The sequence below is a fragment of the Massilia glaciei genome, assembly GCF_003011895.2.
Lineage (GTDB): Bacteria > Pseudomonadota > Gammaproteobacteria > Burkholderiales > Burkholderiaceae_D > Telluria_A > Telluria_A glaciei.
On record NZ_PXWF02000303.1, the window covers coordinates 1 to 24,697 of the forward strand.

Annotated in this window: 25 protein-coding genes; 11 read left to right on the forward strand and 14 right to left on the reverse strand. The window is 67.4% G+C overall.

The window, feature by feature from the left end; genetic code table 11:
- Positions 1–5 precede the first annotated feature (5 nt).
- On the reverse strand, positions 6–1,034 hold the full coding sequence (locus C7C56_RS23375; protein WP_106759763.1) for a CDP-6-deoxy-delta-3,4-glucoseen reductase: 1,029 nt from the start codon (positions 1,032–1,034) through the stop codon (positions 6–8).
- Positions 1,035–1,057: 23 nt separating this feature from the next.
- Between C7C56_RS23375 and C7C56_RS23380 the strand changes: the two genes are divergently transcribed.
- The 3 genes from C7C56_RS23380 to C7C56_RS23390 all read left to right on the forward strand — a co-directional run bounded on the left by C7C56_RS23380 (position 1,058) and on the right by C7C56_RS23390 (position 2,706).
- Positions 1,058–1,984, forward strand: coding sequence for a sugar nucleotide-binding protein (locus tag C7C56_RS23380; RefSeq protein ID WP_106759764.1), 927 nt, complete (start codon positions 1,058–1,060; stop codon positions 1,982–1,984).
- 50 nt (positions 1,985–2,034) lie between these two features.
- Positions 2,035–2,298, forward strand: a complete 264-nt coding sequence (locus C7C56_RS23385) for a hypothetical protein (RefSeq protein WP_229458951.1) — start codon at positions 2,035–2,037, stop codon at positions 2,296–2,298.
- 144 nt (positions 2,299–2,442) lie between these two features.
- A complete protein-coding gene (locus C7C56_RS23390; protein ID WP_106759765.1) occupies positions 2,443–2,706 on the forward strand; it encodes a hypothetical protein in 264 nt (87 codons plus the stop codon).
- A 179-nt stretch (positions 2,707–2,885) separates the two neighbouring features.
- Here the strand turns inward: C7C56_RS23390 and C7C56_RS28400 are convergent, their stop codons facing one another.
- The 4 genes from C7C56_RS28400 to C7C56_RS23405 form a co-directional block, all read right to left on the reverse strand.
- Positions 2,886–3,101, reverse strand: coding sequence for a hypothetical protein (locus C7C56_RS28400; RefSeq protein WP_146204619.1), 216 nt, complete (start codon positions 3,099–3,101; stop codon positions 2,886–2,888).
- Positions 3,102–3,305: 204 nt separating this feature from the next.
- Complete coding sequence (locus tag C7C56_RS23395) at positions 3,306–4,376, reverse strand: glycine-rich domain-containing protein (protein WP_106759766.1); 1,071 nt, start codon at positions 4,374–4,376, stop codon at positions 3,306–3,308.
- A gap of 301 nt (positions 4,377–4,677) precedes the next feature.
- The gene (locus C7C56_RS23400; protein ID WP_106759767.1) at positions 4,678–6,522 is read right to left on the reverse strand and encodes a CHASE domain-containing protein; all 1,845 of its coding nucleotides are present in this window, start codon (positions 6,520–6,522) and stop codon (positions 4,678–4,680) included.
- A gap of 240 nt (positions 6,523–6,762) precedes the next feature.
- Complete coding sequence (locus tag C7C56_RS23405) at positions 6,763–8,565, reverse strand: glutamine--tRNA ligase/YqeY domain fusion protein (protein WP_106759768.1); 1,803 nt, start codon at positions 8,563–8,565, stop codon at positions 6,763–6,765.
- Positions 8,566–8,755: 190 nt separating this feature from the next.
- On the opposite strand from C7C56_RS23405, the gene C7C56_RS23410 reads away from it, so the two are divergent.
- From C7C56_RS23410 to C7C56_RS23430, 5 genes are read left to right on the forward strand one after another with little or no spacing between them, the layout of a single operon-like run.
- Positions 8,756–9,046, forward strand: a complete 291-nt coding sequence (locus tag C7C56_RS23410; protein ID WP_106759769.1) for a DnaJ domain-containing protein — start codon at positions 8,756–8,758, stop codon at positions 9,044–9,046.
- Between the two features lie 42 nt (positions 9,047–9,088).
- On the forward strand, positions 9,089–9,604 hold the full coding sequence (locus C7C56_RS23415) for a hypothetical protein (RefSeq protein WP_106759770.1): 516 nt from the start codon (positions 9,089–9,091) through the stop codon (positions 9,602–9,604).
- 2 nt (positions 9,605–9,606) lie between these two features.
- A complete protein-coding gene (locus C7C56_RS23420) occupies positions 9,607–10,401 on the forward strand; it encodes a hypothetical protein (protein ID WP_181373323.1) in 795 nt (264 codons plus the stop codon).
- The gene (locus tag C7C56_RS23425) at positions 10,398–11,435 is read left to right on the forward strand and encodes a DUF6178 family protein (RefSeq protein WP_267874730.1); all 1,038 of its coding nucleotides are present in this window, start codon (positions 10,398–10,400) and stop codon (positions 11,433–11,435) included. The genes C7C56_RS23420 and C7C56_RS23425 overlap by 4 nt, the downstream gene beginning before the upstream one ends.
- Before the next feature lie 57 nt (positions 11,436–11,492).
- The gene (locus C7C56_RS23430; protein WP_181373324.1) at positions 11,493–11,993 is read left to right on the forward strand and encodes an RDD family protein; all 501 of its coding nucleotides are present in this window, start codon (positions 11,493–11,495) and stop codon (positions 11,991–11,993) included.
- A gap of 224 nt (positions 11,994–12,217) precedes the next feature.
- Here C7C56_RS23430 and C7C56_RS23435 read toward each other — a convergent pair whose 3' ends face one another.
- The gene (locus tag C7C56_RS23435) at positions 12,218–13,000 is read right to left on the reverse strand and encodes a LytR/AlgR family response regulator transcription factor (protein WP_106759772.1); all 783 of its coding nucleotides are present in this window, start codon (positions 12,998–13,000) and stop codon (positions 12,218–12,220) included.
- Entirely contained in the window at positions 12,988–14,052 is a 1,065-nt protein-coding gene (locus tag C7C56_RS23440; RefSeq protein WP_106759773.1) for a sensor histidine kinase, read from the reverse strand. Before C7C56_RS23440 ends, C7C56_RS23435 begins: the two co-directional genes overlap by 13 nt.
- A 245-nt stretch (positions 14,053–14,297) precedes the next feature.
- On the opposite strand from C7C56_RS23440, the gene C7C56_RS23445 reads away from it, so the two are divergent.
- Entirely contained in the window at positions 14,298–14,624 is a 327-nt protein-coding gene (locus tag C7C56_RS23445) for a hypothetical protein (RefSeq protein ID WP_106759783.1), read from the forward strand.
- Between the two features lie 86 nt (positions 14,625–14,710).
- On the opposite strand, the gene C7C56_RS23450 is transcribed toward C7C56_RS23445, so the two are convergent.
- Genes C7C56_RS23450 through C7C56_RS23470 form a run of 6 tightly spaced genes read right to left on the reverse strand, consistent with a single transcriptional unit; the run spans position 14,711 to position 19,560 of the window.
- Positions 14,711–15,982 carry a CaiB/BaiF CoA transferase family protein gene (locus C7C56_RS23450; RefSeq protein ID WP_229458952.1) on the reverse strand — a complete coding sequence of 424 codons (1,272 nt, stop codon included), beginning with the start codon at positions 15,980–15,982 and terminating at the stop codon, positions 14,711–14,713.
- A 3-nt stretch (positions 15,983–15,985) separates the two neighbouring features.
- Positions 15,986–16,438, reverse strand: coding sequence for an adenosylmethionine decarboxylase (gene speD, locus C7C56_RS23455; RefSeq protein WP_106759774.1), 453 nt, complete (start codon positions 16,436–16,438; stop codon positions 15,986–15,988).
- Entirely contained in the window at positions 16,435–16,599 is a 165-nt protein-coding gene (locus C7C56_RS29110; RefSeq protein ID WP_181373325.1) for a hypothetical protein, read from the reverse strand. Before C7C56_RS29110 ends, speD begins: the two co-directional genes overlap by 4 nt.
- Positions 16,592–18,061 carry a DUF4178 domain-containing protein gene (locus C7C56_RS23460; protein ID WP_106759775.1) on the reverse strand — a complete coding sequence of 490 codons (1,470 nt, stop codon included), beginning with the start codon at positions 18,059–18,061 and terminating at the stop codon, positions 16,592–16,594. The genes C7C56_RS29110 and C7C56_RS23460 overlap by 8 nt, the downstream gene beginning before the upstream one ends.
- A 9-nt stretch (positions 18,062–18,070) precedes the next feature.
- Positions 18,071–19,123, reverse strand: a complete 1,053-nt coding sequence (locus C7C56_RS23465) for an SPFH domain-containing protein (RefSeq protein WP_106759776.1) — start codon at positions 19,121–19,123, stop codon at positions 18,071–18,073.
- Positions 19,124–19,173: 50 nt separating this feature from the next.
- The gene (locus C7C56_RS23470; protein WP_106759777.1) at positions 19,174–19,560 is read right to left on the reverse strand and encodes a DUF350 domain-containing protein; all 387 of its coding nucleotides are present in this window, start codon (positions 19,558–19,560) and stop codon (positions 19,174–19,176) included.
- Between the two features lie 60 nt (positions 19,561–19,620).
- On the opposite strand from C7C56_RS23470, the gene C7C56_RS23475 reads away from it, so the two are divergent.
- On the forward strand, positions 19,621–21,132 hold the full coding sequence (locus C7C56_RS23475) for a polyamine aminopropyltransferase (protein WP_106759778.1): 1,512 nt from the start codon (positions 19,621–19,623) through the stop codon (positions 21,130–21,132).
- On the forward strand, positions 21,132–22,769 hold the full coding sequence (locus C7C56_RS23480; protein WP_106759779.1) for an NAD(P)-binding protein: 1,638 nt from the start codon (positions 21,132–21,134) through the stop codon (positions 22,767–22,769). Before C7C56_RS23475 ends, C7C56_RS23480 begins: the two co-directional genes overlap by 1 nt.
- A gap of 22 nt (positions 22,770–22,791) precedes the next feature.
- Here the strand turns inward: C7C56_RS23480 and C7C56_RS23485 are convergent, their stop codons facing one another.
- Positions 22,792–24,591: a cation:proton antiporter domain-containing protein gene (locus C7C56_RS23485; protein ID WP_229458953.1), complete on the reverse strand. Its 1,800-nt coding sequence runs from the start codon at positions 24,589–24,591 to the stop codon at positions 22,792–22,794.
- Positions 24,592–24,697 lie beyond the last annotated feature (106 nt).

Below are 24,697 nucleotides of genomic sequence, written 5' to 3' on the forward strand. Positions count from 1 at the left end.
GGCTGCTAGGGCTGCGCCAGGTCGGCCTCGGTGGTGAAGGCGTCGGCGTAGAACTCGTCGGCCGGAAGATGGCAGCGCTCGACGAAGTCGTGCCTGGCCGAATCGACCATGACCGGCGCGCCGCAGGCGTACACCTGGTGCCCGGAGAGGTCGGGGAAGTCATCGACGACGGCCAGGTGCACAAAGCCGGTGCGCCCTTTCCAGTGGTCTTCGGGAAACGCGTGCGAGACCACGGGCACGAACGTGAAGTGCGCCATCTCGGCCGCCCACTTCTCGCACAGCGCGCGCATGTACAGGTCGAGCGGGCGCCGCCCGCCCCAGTACAGGCTGACCGGACGGGTCGACTTGAGGTCGATCAGGTGCTCGACGAGCGCCTTGATGGGCGCGAAACCGGTGCCCGAGGCCAGCAGCACGATCGGCTTGTCCGATTCCTCGCGCAGGAAGAAGGTGCCCAGCGGTCCTTCGAAGCGCAGGATGTCGCGCTCCTTCATGGTGTTGAACACCTGCTCGGTGAACAGGCCGCCGGCCATGTAGCGGATGTGCAGCGTGAGCGGGGCGTCGAGCCGGGGCGCGTTGGCCATGCTGTAGCTGCGCCGTTTGCCATCGCGCAGGAGGAATTCGATATACTGCCCCGGGCGGTAGGCGAGCGCCTCGTTGGCGGGCAGTTGCAAGGAGATGACGGCGACGTCGGGCGCGAGTTTTTCGATGCTTGACACGCGCGACGGCATCTTGCGCACCGGATAGTCGGAGCTGCCGCCCACCTCGCGCGCCTCGATCACCAGGTCGCCCTGGGGCAGGGCGCAGCAGAACAGCGAGAACCCCTGGGCTTGTTCTTCGGCGGTGAGCGCGCGCTGCTGGTGCGCCTTGTGCTCGACCGATCCCGACACGATCTTGCCCTTGCATGAGCTGCACGCGCCGTTCTTGCAGCCGTAGGGCAAGCCGATGCCGGCGCGCATGGCGCCCGCGAGCACGGTTTCACCCTCCTCGCAAACAAATTGGTGGCCGCTGGGCTGAACAGTGATCTGGAAACTCATACAATCCTCAAAAATGACGCAACATGAAAAACACATCTTGTACTGAAAACGCCGGCCGGGCCGCGCCCGGGGCGCCCGCTTTCGGCCGGCCGCGCCTGCTGATCCTCGGTTGCGGCGACGTCGGCATGCGCCTGCTGCCGCTGGTGCGCGCGCAATTCCGGGTGTTCGCCGTGACCAGCGACCCCGGGCGCCGCGCCGAGTTGCGTGCCGCCGGCGCCATCCCGATCGTGGCCGACCTCGACGATCCGGCCAGCCTGCGCCGCCTCGCGACGCTCGCCGGCAACGTGGTCCATCTGGCGCCGCCGCAAGCGCAGGGCAACCGCGACCGGCGCACCCGCAACCTGAGCGCCATTCTACCCGAGGGGGCGCGTCTCGTTTACGTGAGCACCAGCGGGGTCTACGGCGACTGCGGCGGCGCCCTGATCGATGAGACGCGCACCCCGGCCCCGCGCAACGCGCGCGCCAAGCGGCGCGTCGACGCCGAACAGGTGCTGCGGGCCTGGGCCCGGCGCGCGCGCGGGCGCCTGGCCATTTTGCGCGTGCCCGGCATCTACGCGCGCGACCGGCTGCCCCTCAAGCGCCTGGCCGAAGGCACCGCCGCGCTCGACGAGGCGGACGATGTCTTCACCAACCACATCCACGCCGACGACCTCGCCGCGATCATCTTGCTGGCGCTGTTGCGCAGCTTGCCGGGGCGCGTCTACCACGCGGTCGACGACACCGAGATGAAAATGGCGCAGTATTTCGACACCGTGGCCGACGCCTTCGGCCTGGCGCGTCCGCCGCGCCTGCCGCGCGCCGAGCTCGCCGCCGCGGTGTCGCCGATGTTGCTCTCTTTTATGTCCGAATCGCGGCGCCTGGACAACGCGCGCATCAAGCGCGAACTTGGCGTGCGCCTGCGCCACCCGTTGGTGGGGCCGGCGGTCGCCGCCATGGCGCTGTTAAAATAGCGCCATCGCGGCTGCTTGCGCGCAAGATGTTTTTATACAAGGATGAATGAATGACCATTTTGACCTACGAAGCATTTCTGGACGAGGTGACGACCATCCTCACCGAACTTTACGACATCGACGACGCCGGCGCCATCAAGCTCGTGGTCGACGCGCAGGACGCCGAATTTTTCGTCGCCCACGACGACAACGAAGCGATGCGCACGGTCGAGCAGGCCAAGAAGGATGCGGTCGCGTTGTATGAACGCAAGCAGAACAAGCAGCAAACGCAGGAAAAGCAGCAGCAGCGGGTGCGTCAGAAAAACAAGCCATAAACCCGCCGAACAGCCGCGAGACCGTAGTAATACGGGCCCGCCGGATGACCTCCGCACGCTTGATCGGGGTCAAACGCGGCAACGGGTCAGGCCTTATCGTGAGCTTCGTCATCGACCGATTGTCGACCAGCACCAGAGACTGCCATGGGTCACCAGATCATTCATCCAACGAAAGAACAAGTGCGGGCCTATATGGCCGAGCGCGAGGCCGCGCGGCGTCCGCCGCCCACGCCCGAAGAGATCCGGCGCCAGCTCGGCTGGCACATGGTATCGGACGAGGACGACAAACAAATGCTTGTGCGGCTGTATCTGATTCCCTCCACTTTCGGCCACCTGTTAACGCAGATGGCCTTCGACTGGCTGCTGGCCGGGGTGCGCGAGGCGGCCTGCCGCAGCGCCCGGGACTGAGAGGCTGAGAGTCTTTCGATCATGCCCGCTCAGCACGCCAGAAAGCGCCAGTTCGTCGTTGCAAATGCTCGCCATAGCCCGCTATGGCTGTGCTTTGCGCCTCGATCTGCCGCTTTCTGGCGGGCTGCTCGGACGCGCCCGAAAGACTCTCAGCCTCTGAGAGGCTGAGAGTCTTTCGATCATGCCCGCTCAGCACGCCAGAAAGCGCCAGTTCGTCGTTGCAAATGCTCGCCATAGCCCGCTATGGCTGTGCTTTGCGCCTCGATCTGCCGCTTTCTGGCGGGCTGCTCGGACGCGCCCGAAAGACTCTCAGCCTCTGAGAGGCTGAGAGTCTTTCGATCATGCCCGCTCAGCACGCCAGAAAGCGCCAGTTCGTCGTTGAAAATGCTCGCCATAGCCCGCTATGGCTGTGCTTTGCGCCTCGATCTGCCGCTTTCTGGCGGGCTGCTCGGACACGCCCGAAAAACTCTCAGCCTCTGAGCGCGTCCCGCGCAGGGGCAAAAAAACAAGGCGGTAAACGCACCCGGGACCGGACGCCTCCAAGGCTGCCGGTCCCGGATCGCACACCTCGCTGTGCGGGGGGTAAATGCGCCGCATACTTACATTGCGGCCGCCATCAAGTGCACTGCTGGCTTGGTCGCGACACGCACGCGGTGGGGGGCCTTGCTTGTCGCCACTTTTTCGTTCGGCATAATCGCGCAGAAGTCGGCCTTGCCCGCCTCGACCTTTTGGTTCGGAATCAGCGCGCAGTAGGCGGCCTTGCCCGCCTCGACTTTTTGATTCGGAATCAGGGCGCAGTAGGCGGCCTTGCCCGCCTCGACCTTTTGGTTCGGAATCAGGGCGCAGTAGGCGGCCTTGCCCGCCTCGACTTTTTGATTCGGAATCAAGGCGCAGTAGGCGGCCTTGCCCGCCTCGACTTTTTGGTTCGGAATCAGCGCGCAGTAGGCGGCCTTGCCCGCCTCGATTTTTTGATTCGGAATCAGCGCGCAGTAGGCGGCCTTGCCCGCTTCGGCATTTTGGTTAGGGATCAACGCGCAGTAGGCGGCCTTGCCCGCCTCGATTTTTCGGTTTGGAATCAGCGCGCAATACGTGGCCTTTCCCGCCTCGACTTTCACGGCCGCGTGTATCGCACAAAACGCCGCTTTGTCTGTGTTCGCTTTCACGGTAGGGCGCAGCGCGCTGTAGGCGACATCGCTTGCCACCGTTTTTGCGCCCTGGTGAATCGCGCAAAAGGCACTGTGGGTACTGTGGGCACTGTGGGCACTATCGGCGCTGTCGTTCAAGCCCGGCTTGCCCATGTCGGCAAAGGTCGCGTCGAAAATCGCCTGAGTGCGCGCCGCGACCTCTTCGTGCTCCTTGCCGCTTTCTTCGTCACCGATGCCGAGGTAGGGGTTGTGATGCAAAAAATAGCCGAAGACGTGCGCGCAATCGGCAGCGTATTTGACGGTGTCGAGGATGTGATAGTGCCAAAACATATCCGCGGTGAACGAGGGGGCAATGGCTTCTTCCGGATACATTTTTGCCAGATGCAGGAAACGGCGGTATTCGGCTTCAGCCTTGTCGGCCTGCTCGGCGGACCAGCCTTCACCCGATTCCACATGCATCAATTTGGTCTTGATCTGGGTAAAGTCGAGTGCGTAGATTGCTTCGATTTCCTTGGATTTAAACATGGTGTTTGTCCTTAAGTGGTTTGTAATTTTTTTACAATATCGGCGATTTTCTACCCCACGCGCGCATGTCCCCATGCCGCGGAGGGCGGTGCGAAAGGTGCGAATAAAAACGGGTTGGAGTCGTTGAACCTGGTTAAGATAAAGTTATTCTTGCTTACGATACGGCTAGTTAACTTGATCTTAATCAATCATTGTTCAGTCGAATCCTAGAAGGGGCGATTTCTCTTACAGCCCGCCAGCAATGGCGGCGTGGGAAGTGACGCGCGATGAGACGCGCGTACAACAGGCCGAGGTCCGGTCATTAAAACGCGTCGACCTGCTCGTGCGCGGGTTGATCGAAACTGCCGGCCGGGTTGGCGCCGATGTCGTCGCCGACCGGCAGCGAGACGGCGATGGTGGTGCCGTCGCCGGCGCCGCTGATGATGGCGAAGGTGCCGCCGAGGATGTTGATCCGTTCCTCGATGCCGACCAGCCCGAAGGAGGCGCGCTTGTGGCGTCTGCTCGCGAGCAGGCCGACGCCGTTGTCGTTGACGGTCATGGCGATGCGCTCGCCATCCATGCGCAGCTCGACCCGGACCTTGCTGGCTTGAGCGTGGCGCAAGATATTGCTAAGCGATTCCTGCAGGATCCGGAACAGCGCGGTCGCGACGTGGTCGCTGACACGGATGTCGTGGTCGTTCTCGACCAGCTCGCAGGCGATGCCGGTGCGGCGCCTGAAGTCGGCCACCTGCCAGTCGACGGCCGCGTTCAGGCCCAGGTCGAGCACGTTCGGGCGCAGGTCGTTGATGATCTGGCGCACGCTCTTGATCGTCACGTCGATTTGCAACAAGGTCCAGTGTGCGCGCGCGTGCAGGCGCGGATGGTGGTTGCGCGTGCGCGAGGCGAGCATGTCGGCCTCGATGCGCAGCGCCAGCAGGTTCTGTCCGAGGTCGTCGTGGATTTCGCGCGCGATGCGCTTGCGTTCGCCCTCCTTGATGTTCTCGGCGTGCGCGGCCAGGCGGCGCAGGTTCTGGTGCGACAGCTGCAGCTTGGCCTGGCTGTCGCGCAATTCGCGCGTCATGCCCTTGGCCATCTTGATGGCGCGGTGGCGCGAGCTCGAGAGGGTGTGGAACAGGGCGTACAGGAGCATCGTGCTGACGAAGCCGGCCACCATCGCCAGCCACGGGAAATAGGCGTCGAAGCCGGTGTACAGCTCGTCCTTGCCGGTGTTGAAGGTGGCGTGCCATGTGCGCCCGCTGAAGTCGATCGGCAAGGTCGTGGTGAAGCGGCCGGCCCGGGCCCGGTTCGCGGACGCGGCGCCCTCGGCGTGGTCGCTGTCGAACAGCACGCGCCCGCCCAGTGCGTGGTCGGGGATGCTGCTGTCGAAGCCGGGGCCGTTGTCGATCAGCGTCAGGCGCACGTCGCCGACCGGCATTTCGTCGAGCACGCCCTGGACCAGTTTGGGCACGCTGAAGGCGATGCCGAGCGTGCCCAGGTAGGCGGCGCGCCGCTCCTGCACATTGTTGGTGGGCATGCCGCGGCGGTAGATCGGCAGCCGCATGCCCAGTCCGGCGCGCATGGGCTTGGAGATCGCCGCGATCGGGCGGCCCGAGGTGATCAGGGTGCCGTTGTCGCGCGAGCGCGTCAGCACCGGCGTGGCCTGCCCGACCGCCAGGATGTCTAGCCCGAGCGTGCGCTTCCAGTGGGTCGCCTCGGGTTCACCGAAGACGATGACGGCGTAGTCGGCGCGGCGCCCGGCCGGAAAGATCTGGAAGCTCGAGGCCGGCTCGCCCTTGGCCTCGAGCACGGCGCGCTGGCCCTTCTCGAACGCGGGACGGTCGGCCTCGCGCACATACTGGGCGAAATTGATGGTTTCGATGGCGGGGAAGTGGCGCTCCATCGACAGCCCGGTGACGTAGGCGTGGAACTGGGGACCGGTCAGCGGATCGCTGGTGGAGAACAGGCTGGCCGCGCCGCGCAACACGTCGGTGTACGACTTGATGCGCGCGCGGATCGTGTTCTGCGCGTTGCGCGCATGGTTGACGAAGCGCTCTTGCGAATCGCTCTCGATCGACTTCGAGGTGGCGAAATAGAACAACAGGCCGACCGCGAGCGACAAGGCCACGCCGAGCCAGAGGCCGGAGCGCACGACCGACAGGGATTTCATCCGATCATTAAAAAGGGGCATTGCCATTGCTTTCATCGTGCACCGGGCGCGGTTTCCCAGCCATTGCGGCGCAGTGGTACAAGGGTATAACTTACCGAAGGTAACATCTAAGTGTACCTAGCAGGACTGTTAGGCACAATCGGTTTGTTACTTGCAATCATTGCTTGCAAGCGCCACGCCCCGCGCCAATAAAAAACCCGCTGCGGTCTGCACGGCAGCGGGATCGGTCGGAAAAGCGGTTTACTTGGTGAAGCTGTCTTTGAGCGTCGTGATCCGGTTGAACACCGGTTTGCCCGGCCGCGAATCGACGCGGTCGGCCACGAAGTAGCCGTGCCGTTCGAACTGGAAGCGCTGGTCGGCTTGCGCCTCGGACATGCCCGGCTCGAGGTAGGCGGTCACCACCTCGAGCGCGTCGGGGTTGAGCGTGAGCTTGAAGTCCTTGCCGCCGGCGTCGGGCTGGGCGTCGGTGAACAGGCGGTCGTACAGGCGCACCTCGGCCTCGAGCGCGGTGTCGGCGCTGACCCAGTGGATGTTGCCCTTGACCTTGTAGTTGGCGCTGCCCTCGGTGCCCGATTTGCTGTCGGCAAAGTAGCTGCAGTGCACGGCGGTGACGTTGCCGTCGGCATCCTTGTCGAAGCCGGTGCACTCGACCACGTAGCCGTAGCGCAGGCGCACGCGGCTGCCCGGGGTGTCGCCGCTCGGCGGGGTGAGCCGGAAGTAGCCCTTGCTCGGCACCTCCATGAAGTCCTCGCGCTCGATCCACAAGGTGTTGGTGATCGGGAAGGTGCGCACGCCGCGCTCGGGGAAGTGGGGATGCACGGGCGAGCTGCAGGCGACGCTCTGGCCGGCCGGGAAGTTGTCGATGACCAGCTTGAGCGGGCGCAGCACGGCCGTCGCGCGCGCCGCCTTCGGGTCGAGGTCGTCGCGCAGGCTGCCCTCGAGCACGCTCATGTCGATCCAGCCGTCGGCCTTGGACACGCCGATGCGCTCGCAGAACAGCTGGATCGATTCGGGCGTGTAGCCGCGCCGGCGCAGGCCGACGATGGTCGGCATGCGCGGATCGTCCCAGCCGCTGACGATGCTTGAATCGACCAGCTCGCGCAGCTTGCGCTTGCTGGTGACGACGTAGGTCAGGTTCAGGCGCGAGAATTCGTACTGGCGCGGCACCGGCTGGGCGAAGAAGCCGCCCGCGGCCAGGGTGGCGAGCAGCCAGTCGTAGAACGGCCGGTGGTCCTGGAATTCGAGCGTGCACAGCGAATGGGTGATGTGCTCGAGCGCGTCCGAGATCGGGTGCGTGTAGTCGTACATCGGGTAGACGCACCAGGCGTCGCCGGTGCGGTGGTGGTGCGCGTGGCGGATCCGGTAGATGGCCGGGTCGCGCATGTTCATGTTGGGCGAGGCCATCGCGTCGCCGGAGATTTTCGCGCGCAAGATGTGCTCGCCGTCCTTGTACTTGCCGGCACGCATGTCGCGGAACAGCGCCAGCGACTCGGCCGGGGTGCGGCCGCGGAACGGCGAATCGGTGCCCGGCTTGCCGAAGTCGCCGCGGTTGGCCTTGATCTGCTCGGCGCTCTGGCTGTCGACATAGGCGAAGCCGGCCGTGATGAGATACTCGGCCATGAGGTAGAGCTGCTCGAAGTAGTCGCTCGCATAGTGCAGGTGGACGCGCACGCCGTCGACGTCGGGCAGCGGCTGCTCCCAGCTGAAGCCGAGCCACTTGACGCTGTCGATGATGGTGTCGACGTATTCCTGCTCCTCTTTGGCCGGGTTGGTGTCGTCGAAGCGCAGGTGGCAGCGCCCGCCGAAGTCGCGCGCGAGGCCGAAGTTGACGCAGATCGACTTGGCGTGGCCCACGTGCAGGTAGCCGTTGGGCTCGGGCGGGAAGCGCGTGATGACCGGCGGCAGGCCGGCGCGCGCGTGGGTGCCGGCCGCCAGGTCGGTCTCGATGATTGATCGCAGGAAGTTCGGGGACGGCGTCGGGGACGGCGTCGGGGACGGCGCCTTCGGCGCGGCGGGCGCGGCTTTGTTTTTTTCGTTGCTCATGAATTAATGCTTCTGAAATGATCGGGTTGCCCCCATTTTACCGTAGCGGCGCCCCGGCCGGCCCGGCGCGTGCGCAATCGCGGCCCGGCGCCGCGCCCGCGCGCGCCGCCGCCGCAAGCGGCACGGGAAACCGCTTTATATAGGATAATCCGGGTTTATTGTTTCGCGGCGCAGGCCGGGAGCTTGCCTTATGGAAAATTTATACGCCGTCCTCGGCGTCGCGCCCAACGCCACCGACGACGAGATCAAGAAGGTCTACCGCGCGCTGGCGATGCGCTATCATCCCGACCGCAACGACGCGCCGGGGGCCGAGGTGCGCTTCAAGAGCATCACCAAGGCCTACGAGGTGCTGTCGGACCGCGCCCGGCGCGACGAGTACAACCAGAGCGTGAACCACCGCATCATCATCGACGCCGAGGCCGAGGCGTACGAACTGTGGCGCTCCCTGTTCAGCCTGAACGGCGTCACGCTGCCGGCGTAAGCGGCGCCCTAAAAAACCTCCGCACCACACCAGGACACGATCATGAAAAGAGTACATCCCGAATTTGCCTACCAGTCGCGCGAGCTCGGCGGCCAGATCGACGGCATTTTGGGCGACCCGCCCAACCGCAAGAACTACCAGCTCATGCAGCAGGCGCTGGCGTCCGAATACGCGGGCGGCGGCGGCATCGAGGACGTCAACATGATGAGCTTCGCGCTGGTCGACCACATCACCTTCAGCGATCCCAAGGGCCTGCTCGCCGAGAGCGCCGAGTACGAGGGGGGCGACCCGGCCAAGGTGTTCGGCATGGCCGCCTGCGCCGGCCAGGCCGAGATGTACGAGGCGATCACGCGCAACCATCCGGAGCTGGCGCGCCAGGCCATCATCACCGCCTTCCTGTTCAAGCACCCGCGCAAATGGGAGGCCGACGACCAGTCGCTCGACCAGCTGGCCAAGGACGATGACGGCGACGGCGACGGCAGCCGCCGCGACTACGACGACGAGGACGGCGACGTCACCGACGACTTCGCCAACATGTTCGACCAGGACGGGGACTAAACATGACCGACAGCGGCAACGACACAAAAGCGATGCTCCCGGCGCTCGCCAGGCAGGTCAGCGAACTGGTGCTGGCCGGCTCGCTGCAGCACGCCGAGCAAGCCTTCTCCGACGCCGTCGAAACCCACGGCGACCTGGCCGTGGTCGACCTCTTGGCCGGGCTGGCGCCGCAGGTGACGGCGCTGCACCTGTCGGGCTTTGACGGCGGCAAGACCTCGCTGGCGACGCTGCTGGTGCCGCCCAAGGCCTGGGCCGACAGCCTCGCGTTCTTCGCCGCGACCTGGTCGGACGACCACATCGAGGACGACCCCGAGCGCGTCGCCGAGACCCTGTTCGCGCACGTGCACGGCATCGTGTTCTCGGCCGACGACCAGGAGCGGCGCGCCGAGCTGCTGGCCGAGGCCTCGGCCACCGACCACGGCGCGACCGTGTTCGCGATCCTGTTCTCGATGGCCCCGAAAGAAATCCTCGAGGTCGCCGCCGAGATCATCGCCAAGGGCCCGTACATCACGGGCCAGACCTCGTCCGACTCCGACCTGGTGCCGCTGGCGATCGAACTGGCCAAGGCCAGCGAGGACGGCTGGGACCGCGCCCTGTTCGAACTGTTCCCCGACTTCCGCCACAGCGGCGACCTGGCCGACGCCGAGTTCAGCGACGACCCGGACGAGGAGCCGAAGTTCCTGCAGCGCTCGACCAAGGAATTGCTGTACCGCCTGCGCAAGCAGGTGCCGTCGACGCGCAGCAGCGTGCCCAAGCGCGGTTCGCGCAAGAGCATCGGCACGGACATCTTCTCGTGACCGCGGTCAAGGCGCCGCCAAAGGCGCGCAAGGCCAAGGCGCCGCCGAAGGCGCACGCTGCGGACGCCGCCATCGACGCGACCAGCGCAGTTAACCCGGCCGACTCGCCCGCCGCAACCGGCGCCGCCGACTCGCCGCCAGCGGCCAGCGCGGCCGCCGCGCAGCTGCCGGCGCTGGTCGCCGAGCGCCTGCCGCGCCTGGTGCGGGCGATCCGCTGCCTGGCCGCGCGCGGGGTCGAGGACGAGGCGGTGATGCTGGCCGACGAACTGGCCGGCATCACGGCCATGGTGGCCGAGAAATTCACCAACGATAAAACCGCCGACGGCATCGCGCGCGCCCACTTTCTGACCGTGGGCGGGGTCTCGCTCGGGCTCGAGCACGTGCTCGGGCACGAGAGCGACGAGGCCGCGCTCGAGTTTTTGGTCGAGCACGGCGCCGAGCACGCGTTCCAGATAGGCTTCCGCCTGGTGCGCGAATTGTCGCAACTGCCCGAGGACGCGCTGTTGGGCGAATACGACAACGACCCGGTCTACCTGCAGCGCCGCCTCAAGGAATTGTTCTCCGACCTGTGCAGCGCCGACCCGGGCCAGAACTGGTCCGGCCCCGAGCGCTACGCGGCGCAACTGGTGCAGCGCAAGCAGGTGCAGGCGGTGGTGTTCGCGGCCAACTGGTTGCGCCGCCACCATCACAACGGCCCCATCAGCGACCCCGACCTCAACGCCGAGGGCGTGCTGGCGGTGGCCGTCATCTTCGCCATCGAGGGCGGCGGGCGCATCGTCGCGCGCACCGGGCAGAAGGAGTTCGAGCGCTTCGTCAAGGGCGTGCGCAAGAGCAAACCCGACTTCGAGGCGGGCTGGGCGCAACTGCTGGCCAAGGTGCCTCAGCAGCACCAGCCGGTGCTGGCCGAGCGCATCGCGCAGTACCGCACCCATTGCACCGTGATCGAAAAAATCGGCAGCCGCACCGCCATGAAAACCCTGTTCGCCGAGTTCGAGAACTACGCCGGCTCGGAGCTCGACGCCGACTATTCCTAATCCGATTTATTTATGGTAGGGTGCTGTCCTTGCCCTTTTTATAATTCAAAACAGACCATGGACACTCAAAACCCTTACTCCCCACCCATGACCGACCTGACCAAGCCGGGCCAGACAGCCGAACTGGAGTTGGCGGGCCGCGGATCGCGTTTCGGCGCCGCCTTGGTCGACGGTATTATTGGCCTGGTGTTCCTGGTGCCGATGTTTTTCGTTTTCGGCGGCTGGGCGATGCTCACGTCGGGCGAGATGGGGTTCATGACCAGCCTGATGTTTGGCCTGCTTGGTTTCGCCTTTTTTTGCGTGGTGCATGGCCATTTCCTCAAAACCAGCGGCCAGACGATCGGCAAGAAGATCGTCGGCATCAAGATCGTCGACATGAACGGCAACAAGCCCGACCTGGTCACCCTGCTGGCCAAACGCTATTTGTCGATGAGTTTGATCTCGGCCATTCCAGGCATCGGTGGCTTGCTGGCGATCGTGAACATCTTGTTCATTTTCCGTTCGGACAAGCGCTGCGTGCACGACCTGATCGCCGGCACCCAGGTGGTGGTGGCCTAGGAGGCTGTCGGACTTAGGATCGTCGGCTGCAAAAAGTGCTGGACGGTCCATATTTCGCCGCTTTCTCGGCCAATAGCTCGCTATTGGCACTGCGAAATCGTCAAAATCTGTCCTCGTCCAGCACTTTTTTCGCTTCGACTCCCTAAGTCCGACAGGCTCCTAGTAATTGGTCTGGGCGGGGAGGGCGCGCCGCGCGCCACCCGCCTGCGCCAAACCCGTTCCGGCTACATCTGCTTGAACAGGTGGGCGTACAGCGGGCTCACCCGCAGGCGTTCGCCGCGCTTGTGCAGCGTCAGCACCGTCTTGCCGGACTCCTCGCGCGTGGCGCTGGCGATGCAACCGGCGTTGACCACGGTGCCGCGGTGCACCTGCCAGAATTGCTTGTCGTCCAGTTGCGGCAACAACTCCTTCAAGCTCGTGCGGATCAGCGCCTGTCCCGTTTCGGTGACCACGTTGACATACTTGTCGAGCGCCTCGAAATACACCACCTCCCCGATCGGAATCATGCGCACCTGGTTGCCCACGGCGGCCCGGATCATGCTCAGGCGGGCGCATGGCGCCGGCGCCGGCAGCAGCGCGCGCATGGTGTCCAGCAGCGCCGACAGGTCGCCGCCGCCCGCCTGCGCCGGGCCGGCCAGCCGTTGCCGCAGCCGCGCGACGGTCTTGCCCAGGCGCTCGTCGCTGACCGGCTTGAGCACGTAGTCGGCCGCCGCGTGCTCGAACGCGTCCAGCGCGTAGTCGTCGTAGGCGGTCACGAACGCGATCTGCGGGAACGCCCGCCCGTCCGGCCATCGCTCGGCCAGTTCCTCGGCCGCCTCCAGCCCCGTCATGCCGGGCATCTTGATGTCGAGGAATAAAATGTCGGGCTGCAGCGCCAGCGCGCGGGCCACCGCGTCGGGCCCGTTGAGGCAGGTGGCCACCACCTCCAGCTCGGGCCACAGGCGCCGCAGGGCCGCGGCCAGGGTGGCGGCCAGGATGGGTTCGTCTTCGGCGATCAGGGCGCGCATGCGGCCTCCTTTGGTGTGTGGGCGATGGGCAGGGTGAGGCAGGCGACGGCGCCGCCGGCCGCGCCCGCTTCGAGGCTCAGGCCGGCGCCTTCGCCATACAGGGCCAGCAGGCGGGCGCGGGTGTTGAAGATGCCGACGCCGTGGCCGGGTCTGCCCGGGCCCGCGTGCAGGCCGAGCCCGCTGTCGGCCACGCGCAGGCGCAGCACAACGCCGTCGTGGCTGGCATCGACGGCGATGTGGCCGCCGTCGATCTTCGGTTCGAGGCCGTGCGTGATCGCGTTCTCGACCAGCGGCTGGAGCAGCATCGGCGGCAGCGCGATGGCGCGCAGCGCCTCGGGCAGTGTCAAGGCATAGCTAAGGCGCGTGCCCATGCGCACCGACATCAGGCCGAGGTAGGCCTCCATCAGCGCGAACTCCTGCCCCAGCGTGGTGGCGCCGGCGCGCGAGGAGCCGAGCGTGGCGCGCAGGTACTGGATCAGATGGTCGAGCATGCGCTGGGCGCGCTCCGGGTCGAGCGCGATCAGGCCTTGCAGGTTGGCCAGCGTGTTGAACAGCATGTGAGGCTCGATCTGCGCCTGCAGCAGTTGCAACTGGGCCCGGGTGGCCTGCAGCATGGTCTGGTCGGCGCGGTTTTTTTCCTGGGCGATCGCGGCGCGCGCGGCGACCATGCGCTCCCGGCTCGTGAAGAACAGTGTCAAGCACGCGGACGCGACCAGGGTGAAGGTGAACATCGACCAGGACGGCATGGCAGGGATGCCGAGCAGGCGGCCGGCCAGCTTGCTGCCGCCGTAATAGGCGAGCGGGACGAAGCACGAGGTGACCGCCAGGAACGGACCCCAGCGGAGCGCCACCGGCTGGCGCCAGACGCTCAGGCGCAACAGGTCGATCGGCGCCCACGCCAGCAAGCCAATGCACAGCGACACGACCAGGTTCGGGAAGAACATATGCTGCTTGCCCACCACTAGACTGATCAACAGCGCGCAGATGGTGCAGAGCACGACCGTGTAGACGCCGTCGAGCAGGAAGTGTTTGATCGGGAACGGAGGGCGCATGGCAAGGCTCGCTAAGGTTGGGCTGGCGCGGGGTGGGCGGACGTCCGGTTCGCCGACGCCGAATTGGCTATCGATGCGTTCGGTTGCTTGCCCCCATTGTGCCGCCGCGCGCGCGCAAAGTCAGGCCGTTTGCGACGAAACGGCCATGCGCGGCGCCCAAACCGGCTGCCGGTCGAGCGCAACTTACGCCCGTTTTGCGGATCGAACGGGTTTGGCACTTTCGTGCCTGACAAGGAGGAATGATCATGCTGCAAGCAAATGAGATCCAACAACGTTTCAGCCGCGTCGAGCAAGCCATCGGGCAGGCCGCGCAAACGAGCCAGTCCGAGATCAACACGCCGCCCCAGCTCAAAGACTGCATCCAAAAGCTCGACCGCCAAACGAGCCTGGCCAAAGAGGTCATGCAGTCGGGCGACCAGTCGCGCATCCGCCAGTGCGTCGACGACCTCGAAATGCTCGGCGACGAGGCCAAGCGCGTGTGCGGCACCTCGGCCCAGGTGGCGCCGCGGCTGAAAGAGGCGGTTATCCGGATGCACGACGAACTGTCCGACCTCAAACACCAGTTGCACTAACGGCGGCGTAACAGCATCGGGTGCGCCAGGGCGGGTGCCAGCGCTCGCCTTGGCGGCGCGCCAAGGCGAGCGCAAAGGCGGCGCGCCTACAGCACGCCGCCGGCGCGCAGCTGCGCGATCTCGGCGTCGCTGCGCCCGAGCACCTCGCGCAGCACCTCGTCGGTGTGTTGGCCGAGCAGGGGCGGGGCGCGGTGCGCCGCGGTCGGCGTGGCCGACAGTTTCATCGGGCTGCGCACCAGCGTGACCTTGCCCGCGCTCGGGTGGTCCATCTCGATGGCCACGCCGCGCGCCTTCACTTGCGGGTTCTCGAACACGTCACCGATATCGTTGATCGGCCCGCACGGCACGCCGGCCGCCTCGAGCTGGTCGATCCACTCGGCGCGGGTGCGCGTGGCGACCATCCCGGCCAGCAGGGGCACCAGAATGTCGCGGTGCCGCACGCGCAGCGGATTGGTCGCGAAGCGCGGGTCGGCCGCGAGGTCCGGGCGCGCGCCCACCTCGACGAATTTCTGGTACTGGCTGTCGTTGCCGGTGGCCACGATGATGTGTCCGTCGGCGCAGGCGAAGGTCTGGTAGGGCACGATGTTGGCGTGCGCGTTGCCCATGCGCTTGGGCGGCATGCCGCTGTTGAGGTAGTTGCTGCCCATGTTGGCCAGCATCGCCACCTGCACGTCGAGCAGCGCCATGTCGATGTGCTGGCCCTCGCCGGTGCGGTCGCGGTGGGTCAGCGCCGCCAGCACCGCCACCGTCGCGTACATGCCGGTCATCAGGTCGGTGATCGCCACGCCCGCCTTTTGCGGGCCGCCGCCGGGCAGGTCGTCGCGCTCGCCCGTGATCGACATCAGCCCGCCCATGCCCTGGATCAGAAAGTCGTAGCCGGGGCGGTGCGCGTACGGGCCGTCCTGGCCGAAGCCGGTCACCGAGCAGTAGACCAGGTCGGGTTTGAGCGCCCGCAGCGTCTCGTAGTCGAGGCCGTAGCGTTTCAAATGGCCGACCTTGAAGTTCTCGAGCACCACGTCGCACTGGCCGGCCAGTTCGCGCAGCAGGGCCTGGCCCCCGGCGCTGGCGATATCGACCGTGACGGAGCGCTTGCCGCGGTTGGCCGACAGGTAGTAGGCCGCCTCGCTGGTGTTGTTGCCGTCGGCGTCGCGCGCGTATGGCGGGCCCCAGGCGCGCGTGTCGTCGCCCACCAGCGGGCGTTCGATCTTGATCACGTCGGCGCCGAGGTCGGCCAGGTTCTGCGCGCACCACGGGCCGGCGAGCACGCGGCTCAGGTCGAGCACGCGGATGTGGCCCAGGGCCGTCGGCAGGGCGGGGGCGCTTGGGGGCGCGGGCGAAGCGGGATTCTCGTTGGGCACTCTTCAATTTCCTATGGGTTCTGTGGCGGCCGCGGCGCGCGCCGGCCGCGCGGCGGCTGGGCCGGCGGGGCCGGCGGGGCCGTGCGCGAGCGTGCCGGCGGCGCCGCGCGCGATGCATTGCACGATGCGCGAGCGCGGCTGCAGCGCGTGTTCGATGAGCGCGAGCGCGCGCTGCGGTTCGGCCGCGCCGCACATGAAGATGTCGGCCGCGGCGAAACCGAATTCGGGCCAGGTGTGGATCGAGATGTGCGACTCGGCCAGCAGCAGCACGCCGGTCACGCCCTGCGCCTCGCCGAAGCTGTGGAAGTGGCTGTGCAGGATGCGCGCGCCGGCCGCCGCCGCGCCGGCGCGCAGCAGGCGGTCGATCGCCTCGCAGCAGACCAGCTTGTCGGCGCTCACGCCATACAGGTCGGCCAGCAGGTGGCTGCCGGCCGGAAGGTGGTGCGGGACGCTCACTTGTGGCCGCCGCCGCCGCCGCCGAAGCCGCCGCCGCCCGAACGCGCGCTCCAGGCGCTGCCGGCGCCCGGTTTCTTGGTCGAGCCGGCCATCGAGCTCCAGCTCAGCACGGTGGTGACGAGGGCCACCACGAGCGCGTAGACGAAATAACCCTTACCCATCGTTGGCGCCATCCTTCTTTTTGATGCGGCCCAGTTCGTACGGCAGCCAGATGGCCAGTCCGCCCAGCAGCAGGTAGATCGCGGTGCGGCCGAAATTGAACATCAGCGGAATGGCGTTGAGCAGCAGCAGCCAGACGAAAAACTTGATGCTGGTGCTGGCGGCCGAGGCCGGCTTGGCGGGCTGGGCGGGCGCGCCCGGCGTGCCGTTGCCGAACCACGCGGCGAGCTGGTCGAAGGCGACCTTGGTCGAGCGCGTCCAGGTCAGTTCGGTGTCGGACAGCTCGGCCGCCAGACTGGTGCTGCCGCGCTCGAACTCGTAGACCTGCACCGCGTCGCCGGCCGCCACGCGCCAGTTGAAGGCGCCCGCCACGAATTCGACGCGCGCCTCGTAGTCGTACAGTTTGGTGTAGCTGGCCTGGTCGAGCGTGGCGCGCTCGCCGCCGGTGGCGTTCCATTCGGGCCAGGTGTCGAGCACCTCGGCGAACGACCAGCCCTCGTCGGTCTCGACCAGCCATTTGAAGCCGGCCGCGGGGTTGTGGAGCAGGTATTCGGTCCAGGCGCTGTCCTCGTCGTCGAGCCGGCGCATCACGCCCATGATGGTGTAGTCGCTGCCGCCGATCTTGCCGACCGCGCCCAGCGCGAGCGTGGTGCGCTCGCCCTCGACCCGTTCGCCGGCGGCCAGCACGGTCGCCTCCGGGCCGGAGGCGTCGAGCCGCGCCTGGCAGGCCGGGCACACCAGCTGGGTCGCCAGGCCCGGCAGGTACTTGATGGCGCCGCCGCAGGAGGGGCAGTCGAGCACGTCTAGCCTGCCGCGGTACCGGCCGGCGCTGGCCTTGATCTGTTCGTCGTCGCGCAGCAGCTGGCACTGCAGCTGCTCGAGCTTGACGGCCTTGCCGCGGTAGGCGGTCGGCAGTTCGGCGTCGGAGTAGTCGAGCGTGAGGAAGGCGCCGCCGGCGCGCAGGTCGACCGTGCGCGACTGCCAGCCCTGGCCGACCCGGAACGGCAGCTCGCCCTGGCCGCCGATGCAGTCGGCCACGCGGTGGTCGGCCACGGTGTAGCGCAGGCCGCTGAAGGTGTAGTGCTGGGCCGGCGCGATTTGCCCGAACGGCACCACGCTGCCATCGACGTCGCTCTCGGTGGTGACCATGTACTGGCCGCTGGCGTCGCCGAGCCAGCCGTTGCCGGCGTCGTTGAACAACAGGAACCATTCGTTCCACATGCCGTGCGCGTAGCGCAGCTGGATGCGCCCGACCACCGTGAACGGGCGGCCCTCGAACACGCCGGCGGTGTTGATCTGGATCGGCGAATAGTCCTCGAGCACCGACGACATCTTGCCCAGGTCCCCCACCGCGGCGGCATCCTTGATCACGGCGGCCTGGCAGAACTCGCACACGGCCATCACGGACGCGTGCGATTTGAACGTGACGGGCGCGCCGCAGCCGGGACAGGAGACTGTTTGCATCGGCCGTGCTTAGCCGATCAGTTTCTTGAGCAGTTCGGCCTTGGTGCTGTCGTAGTCGGCGGCCGAGATCAGGCCCTTGTCGAGCAGTCCCTTGAGCTTGAGCAGGCGGTCCTCGATCGGCTCGGCCGCCGGCGCCGCGGGTTGCTGCTGCGGCTGCTGCGGTTGCTGTGGCTGTTGCTGCTGGCCGAAGGCGTTGCCCATGCTGTTGGCCATGGTCTGGCCGATCGCCACGCCGGCCCCGAGCCCGGCGCCCATGCCGGCCAGGCCGCCCTCGTTCTGGGCCGCCAGCGGGATCGCGCTGGCGACCTGGAACTGGGTGAAGCCGCCCATCTTGGCCGCCGACAGGCTGCCCTTCATGCCGGCGGCGATGCGCTCGTCGAGCGCGGCCTGCAGCTCCTCGGGCAGGCTGACCGAGGCGACGTTGAACTCGTCGAGCCCGATGCCGTAGCGGCCGAACGCGGTGGCCAGGCCGCCCTTGATCTGCTGCGCCATCAGGGTCTGGTTGGCCGCCATGTCGAGGAACGGCACGTTGCCGCCGCCGAGCGAGCTGGCCATGGTGGCGAGCATGATGCCGCGCAGCTGGTCCTCGACCTCGTCGCGGGTGTAGACCTCGCGCGTGCCGCTGATCTCGGTGAAGAAGGCGCGCGCGTCGGCGATCCGGTACGAATACATGCCGAAGGCGCGCACGCGGATCATGTCGAAGTCCTTGTCGCGGATCGTGACCGGCTGCGCGGTGCCCCACTTGCGCCCGGTCTGGACGCGCGTGCTGAAGAAGTAGACGTCCGACTTGAAGGGCGAGTCGAAGAACTTGTCCCAGTTTTTGAGGTTGGTCAGCAGCGGCAAGGTGTTGGTATTGAGCTTGTGGGTGCCCGGTCCGAACACGTCGGCGATCACGCCCTCGTTGACGAACACGGCCACCTGCGACTCGCGCACGACCAGCACCGCGCCGTTCTGGATCTCGAAGTCCTGCATCGGGAAGCGCCACGCGAGCACGCCCTCGGCCTCCTCGTTCCACTGGAGTACGTCGATGAACTGTTTTCTGATGAATGAGCCGATGGACATGGTGGTTGTTCCTTATTGGTTCGTGGTGCTGTGCGGGTGGCGCGGCAATCTCAGGAGATGCCGCCGGCGTTGATCAGGCCGATCGAGATGGAGATGGCGCCGAGCAGGCCGCCGAAGGCGCGGTTGTTGGCCTCCATCTGCTCCCTGGACATCTTGAGCAGGCGCGTGACGATGCCGAAGACGAGCACCTGGATCACCATCGCGATGCCGGCCCAGATCAGGAATTCGGTGTAATTTTTCGTGTTCATCATCGCCGAGGCGATGGTCAGGGAGAAGCCGATCAGGGTGCCGCCGAGCGAGAGCGCGGCCGCTTCGTTGCCCTGGCGAATCATCAGCACTTCGTCGTAGGACGTGATCGTGGTGTATACGAAAAAAAACACCATGACCAGCCCAATGCCCGATAAAAGATACAGCAGATAGTTTAGGATGGCGGGCACCGCATGCTCCTGAAAAATAGTCACAATGACAAAGAACAATCTTAAAACAAATAAAGCGCAATGACCAAACGAATTTTGATCCTTTCCGTGTTTGTCGTCGCGTCGTGTGGCCTGGCCTACGAATTGATCGCCGGGGCGCTCTCGAGCTACCTGCTGGGCGACTCGATCCTGCAGTTCTCCACCATTATTGGATGTTACCTGTTTGCCATGGGGGTGGGCGCCCATTTCTCCAAATACGTCGAAGACGGGGACGTGCTGTCGCGCTTCATCGACATCGAGCTCGCGGTCGGCCTGGTCGGCGGGCTCTCGGCGGCGGTGCTGTTCATGACGTTCTCGTGGACCGAGGCGCCGTTCCGCACCGTGCTGTATGTGATGGTGTTCATGATCGGCGCGATGGTCGGGATGGAGGTGCCGCTCGTGATGCGCGCGCTCAACGACCGCGACACCGGTTTCAGCGAACTGGTGAGCCGGGTGCTGACCTTCGACTACCTCGGCGCGCTGGCCGTGTCGGTGCTGTTCCCGCTGGTGCTCGCGCCCAAGCTCGGGCTGGTGCGCTCGGGCTTTTTGTTTGGCATGCTCAACGTGGGCGTGGCGATGTGGACCCTGCACGCCTTCCGCCGCGAGCTCGACAACATGGCCGCGCGCGTGCTGCGCGCCTGCGCCGTGATGTGCGTGCTGGTGCTCGGCTTCGGCCTGTCGGACCGGCTGGTGCAATGGGGCGAGCACGGCCTGTTCGGCGACGACATCGTCTACGCCACCAACACCCCCTACCAGCGGCTGGTGATCACCCGCTTCCACCAGGACCTGCGGCTGCACATCAACGGCAACCTGCAGTTCTCCTCGCGCGACGAATACCGCTACCACGAGGCGCTGGTGCACCCGGCGCTGCAGTCGCTGCCGTGGGCGCGCCGGGTGCTGGTGCTCGGCGGCGGCGACGGGCTGGCGCTGCGCGAGGTGCTGCGCTACCCGCACATCGAGCACGTCACGCTGGTCGACCTCGACCCGGCCATGACGGACGCGTTCGCGACCCGCCCCGAGCTCGTCGCGCTGAACCGGGGCGCGCTGCGCGACCCGCGGGTGAAGGTGGTCAACGGCGACGCCGCCGTCTGGCTCAAGGGCAGCGCCGAGATGTTCGACGCCGCCTTCGTCGACTTCCCCGACCCGTCCAGCTTCGCGCTGGGCAAGCTGTATTCGGTGCCGTTCTACGCCGGCCTGAAGAACCACGTGGCCGCCAACGGCCTGATCGTGGTGCAGGCGACCTCGCCGTTCTTCGCGCCGCACGCCTACTGGACGGTCGACGCCACGCTGCGCGAGGTCGGCATGCGCACCTACCCCTACCACGTGTACGTGCCCTCGTTCGGCGAGTGGGGCTTCATCCTGGCCTCGCCGCAGGGCGCGTTCGCGCCGCCGGCGAACTACCGCCTGCCGATGCGCTTCCTCAACGCCGAGACCACGCGCGCCATGTTCAGCTTCCCGCCCGACATGGCGCCGCTGAAAATGGCGCCGAACCGGCTCAACACGCAGTCGCTGGTGCGCGAGTTCGAACGCGACTGGAAAGAGGTGGTGCGCTGATGGAGCGCCGCGCCTTCCTCGCCTGGAGCGCCGCAGCCGGGGCCTCGGCCGTGGCCGGGCCGGCCGCCTTTTTGCGCTGGCAGGAGATCGCGCCGACGCTGCGCCATCCGGGCCGCGCCGAGGGCCACTTCCTGCGCGCCGGCGCGCCCCTGCCGCCGCCGTCCGAGGTGCTCGAGACCGACATCGTGATCCTCGGCTCGGGCGTGGCGGCCGTCAGCGCCGCCTGGAAGCTGTCGCGCGGCGGGCACAAAAACGCGCTCATGATCGACGGCCCCGAGCCGTTCGGCAACGCCGCCGGCGGGCGCTTCGGCGACCTGGCCTATCCGACCGGCGCCCACTACCTGCCGCTGGCCACGCCCGAGTCGGCGCACGTGCGCGAGATCCTCGCCGACCTCGGCCTGATCGGCGGCGACCCGCAGGCCGAGGCGCCGACCTACGACGAGCGCTGCGTGCTGCACGGCCCGGCCGAGCGCGTCCTGCACGCGGGCCGGTGGCAGGAGGGGATGCTGCCGGGCGAGGGGCTGGCGCCGCTCGAACTGGCCGAGCAGGAGCGCTTTTTCGCCGAGATGGCGCGCATCGGCGCGCTGCGCGGCGCCGACGGGCGCCGCTTCTTCACGCTGCCGGTGCAGCTCGGCTCGAGCGACCCGGCCTGGGACCACCTCGACGCGCTCACCTTCAAGCAGTGGCTCGACCGGAACGGCTACCGCGCGCCCTCGGTGCACTGGTACGCGAACTATGGCTGCCGCGACGACTACGGCATGTCCTACGACGGCGTCTCGGCCTGGGCCGGGCTGCACTATTTTTGCTGCCGCGCCGGCGCCAGGGCTGCCAACGCGGCCGAGGGCGCGCTGCTGACCTGGCCCGGCGGGCTGTCCGAACTGGTCGGCGCGATGGCGCGCCGCTCGGGCGTGGCGCGCAGGACGGGCAGCGCGGCCTCGCTGCGGCGGGTCGACGGCGGGGTCGAGGTGTTGTGCTTCGCGCTCGAGGGCGGGGTCGCGCGCAGTTGGCTGGTCAGGGCGCGCAAGGCGATCTGCGCGATGCCGCTGCAGGTGGCCGCGCGCGTGGTCGAGTCGATCGGCGACTACGGTTTCGACCCGGCCAGGCACATGCCGGTCTACCCGCCCTGGATGGTGGCCAATTTCCTCATGAAGGACTTCCCGAGCGAGCTGCCCGAGGCGCCGCTGTCGTGGGACAACGTGGTCTACGACGGGGCGCGGTCGGGGCTTGAGGCCGCGCAGGGCCTCGGCTACGTGGTCTCGACGCACCAGGACATCCGCGTGCGCCCGCCCGAGAAAACCGTGTTCAGCGCCTATGTCGCGCTGACCGGGCGCAGCCCCGGGGAGGCGCGCAAGTGGCTCGCCGGCGCCAGCGCCGACGAACTGCTGGCGCTGGCCGCGGCCGACCTGAAGGCGGCCTACGGCATCAATTTCGCGCCCTGCGTCGAACGCGTCGAGATCACCCTGCGCGGGCACGCGATGGCCGCGCCGCTGCCGGGTTTTCGCGGCAACGCGGGGCTCGCCGCGCTGCGCGAGGCCGACGGCGCGGTGCTGTTCGCGCACGCCGACCTGACGGGTTTTTCGCTGTTCGAGGAGGCCGCCTGGTGGGGCTGCCGCGCGGCCGAACGGGCGCTCGCTTAGGCGGGCGCCACCCCAGTCGTCCTTATTCGTCCTCCTTCCCGGGCGCCGGCGGGCGCGCCAGCGCGGCCTGGAACAGGTCGCGCTCGGCGTCGATGATGTCGTCGACCACCTCCTCGGACAGGCCGGTCGCCTGCAGCACGAAGGCCGACAGCTGCAGGCTCGCCTCGAGCGTCTCGGGGACCACGAAGGTGGCGCCGGCGCGCTTGAGCAGGCGCGCCTGCTTCTCGTCGCGCGCGCGGGCGAACAGCGGCACCGCGGGGAACGCGCGCCGGATTCCGCTGACGGCCTGCAGCGCCGAGGCCGGATGGTCCATCGTCAGCACGATCGCCGGCGCCGCGCCGGCGTTCACCTTGCGCAGCAGCTCGGCGCGCGAGGCGTTGCCGAAGTAGACCGGAAAGCCGCGCGCGTGCAGCTCCGAGACCAGGTGCGCGTCGTTCTCGAACGCGACGTAGGCGATCCCGCGCTCGGTGAGCAGGTGCGCCAGCTGCTGGCCCACGCGCCCGAAGCCGGCGATGATGATCTGCCCGCCGGCGCCCGCCAGCGGCAGGTCGTCGCGCAGCGCGCCCTTGGCGTCGCCGTCGTGTTCGAGCTTGTCGCCGATGGCGCGCCCGAGGCGCGCCGCCATCGGCGTCACGAACAGGCTAAGGCCGACCGCGAGCATGACCATCTGCCCCAATTCCGGCGCCACCAGCTTGCCGGCGATCGCGTAGCCGATCACGATGAAGGCGAATTCGCCGCCCTGGCCGAGCAGAAGCCCACCCTCGAGGGCGCGCCCCCAGCTCAGGCCGCCGGCGCGGAACAGCACCGCCACCACCAGGCCCTTGACCGCGAACAGGCCCAGCACGGCGCCCGCCAGCCACAGCGGCGACTCGACGATCAGGCGCGCGTCCATGCCCATGCCCACCGTCATGAAGAACAGGCCCATGAGCAAGCCCTTGAACGGCTCGATCATCAGTTCGATCTCGTGCTTGAACTCGGTCTCGGCGAGCAGCAGGCCGGCGATCAGCGCGCCGAGCGCCATCGACAGCCCGGCCAGCGCCGACAGCCCGGCGATGCCGAGCGTGCTGAGCAGGATCAGCGCCATGAACACGTCTGGCTGGCGGTGGTGCGCGAACATGCGGAACACGGGGCGCACCACGCGCCCGCCTAAAAAATAGATCAGGGCGATGGCGGCGCCCGCCTTGAGCATGGCCAGGGCGACCAGCGTGGCCATGTTGCCGTCGCCGCCCTTGGCCATCGCGCCGATCAGGATCAGCACCGGCACCACCGCCAGATCCTGCAGCATCAGGACCGAGAACGCGGCCTGGCCGAGGCGGGTGTGGGTGCTTTGTTGCTCGGTGAGCAGCTGCATGATCACGGCCGTCGAGGACAGCGCGAGCACCAGGCCGAGCACGACGGCGGTGACGAGGGGATGGCCGAGCATGGCGACGATGGCGCCGATGACGGCCGCGCTCACGCACACCTGCGCGGTGCCGGCGCCGAACACCCAGCGCCGCAGCGACCACAGGCGCGCGGCCGACAGTTCGAGCCCGATCATGAACATCAGGAACATCACGCCGAGCTCGGCGAGCGCGTCGACGCCCTCGGCGCGCGGGAAGGTCAGGTAGGCCAGCGCCGGCATCTCGGCGGCGAACAGGCCGAGCCCGAACGGGCCGAGCAGGGCGCCGACGGCGAGGAAGCCGAGCACCTGGTTGATGCGCAGGCGCTGCAGCAGCGGGATCAGGATGCCGGCGAGGGTCAGGAACAGCAAGATCTCACGGAGGAAGGGAAAGGCGGGATGCTCTTGCACGGGGACCTTGGCGTTGTTGGATGGCGCCGCCATTCTATACCGCCGGCCATGGCGCCGAGGGCGCAGCGCGCAGCGCCGCGTCCGCCGCCTTCCCGCGCCATCCCCGAGCCGTCCGCCCCGCGCCCCGCGCGGCCGGCGC

Coding starts and splice junctions, on each gene's coding strand:
- C7C56_RS23375 (WP_106759763.1), bottom strand. CDS start 1,034: ATGAGTTTCCAGATCACTGTTCAGCCCAGCGGCCACCAATTTGTTTGC.
- C7C56_RS23380 (WP_106759764.1), top strand. CDS start 1,058: ATGAAAAACACATCTTGTACTGAAAACGCCGGCCGGGCCGCGCCCGGG.
- C7C56_RS23385 (WP_229458951.1), top strand. CDS start 2,035: ATGACCATTTTGACCTACGAAGCATTTCTGGACGAGGTGACGACCATC.
- C7C56_RS23390 (WP_106759765.1), top strand. CDS start 2,443: ATGGGTCACCAGATCATTCATCCAACGAAAGAACAAGTGCGGGCCTAT.
- C7C56_RS28400 (WP_146204619.1), bottom strand. CDS start 3,101: ATGGCGAGCATTTTCAACGACGAACTGGCGCTTTCTGGCGTGCTGAGC.
- C7C56_RS23395 (WP_106759766.1), bottom strand. CDS start 4,376: ATGTTTAAATCCAAGGAAATCGAAGCAATCTACGCACTCGACTTTACC.
- C7C56_RS23400 (WP_106759767.1), bottom strand. CDS start 6,522: ATGAAATCCCTGTCGGTCGTGCGCTCCGGCCTCTGGCTCGGCGTGGCC.
- C7C56_RS23405 (WP_106759768.1), bottom strand. CDS start 8,565: ATGAGCAACGAAAAAAACAAAGCCGCGCCCGCCGCGCCGAAGGCGCCG.
- C7C56_RS23410 (WP_106759769.1), top strand. CDS start 8,756: ATGGAAAATTTATACGCCGTCCTCGGCGTCGCGCCCAACGCCACCGAC.
- C7C56_RS23415 (WP_106759770.1), top strand. CDS start 9,089: ATGAAAAGAGTACATCCCGAATTTGCCTACCAGTCGCGCGAGCTCGGC.
- C7C56_RS23420 (WP_181373323.1), top strand. CDS start 9,607: ATGACCGACAGCGGCAACGACACAAAAGCGATGCTCCCGGCGCTCGCC.
- C7C56_RS23430 (WP_181373324.1), top strand. CDS start 11,493: ATGGACACTCAAAACCCTTACTCCCCACCCATGACCGACCTGACCAAG.
- C7C56_RS23435 (WP_106759772.1), bottom strand. CDS start 13,000: ATGCGCGCCCTGATCGCCGAAGACGAACCCATCCTGGCCGCCACCCTG.
- C7C56_RS23440 (WP_106759773.1), bottom strand. CDS start 14,052: ATGCGCCCTCCGTTCCCGATCAAACACTTCCTGCTCGACGGCGTCTAC.
- C7C56_RS23445 (WP_106759783.1), top strand. CDS start 14,298: ATGCTGCAAGCAAATGAGATCCAACAACGTTTCAGCCGCGTCGAGCAA.
- C7C56_RS29110 (WP_181373325.1), bottom strand. CDS start 16,599: ATGGGTAAGGGTTATTTCGTCTACGCGCTCGTGGTGGCCCTCGTCACC.
- C7C56_RS23460 (WP_106759775.1), bottom strand. CDS start 18,061: ATGCAAACAGTCTCCTGTCCCGGCTGCGGCGCGCCCGTCACGTTCAAA.
- C7C56_RS23465 (WP_106759776.1), bottom strand. CDS start 19,123: ATGTCCATCGGCTCATTCATCAGAAAACAGTTCATCGACGTACTCCAG.
- C7C56_RS23475 (WP_106759778.1), top strand. CDS start 19,621: ATGACCAAACGAATTTTGATCCTTTCCGTGTTTGTCGTCGCGTCGTGT.
- C7C56_RS23480 (WP_106759779.1), top strand. CDS start 21,132: ATGGAGCGCCGCGCCTTCCTCGCCTGGAGCGCCGCAGCCGGGGCCTCG.
- C7C56_RS23485 (WP_229458953.1), bottom strand. CDS start 24,591: ATGGCGGCGCCATCCAACAACGCCAAGGTCCCCGTGCAAGAGCATCCC.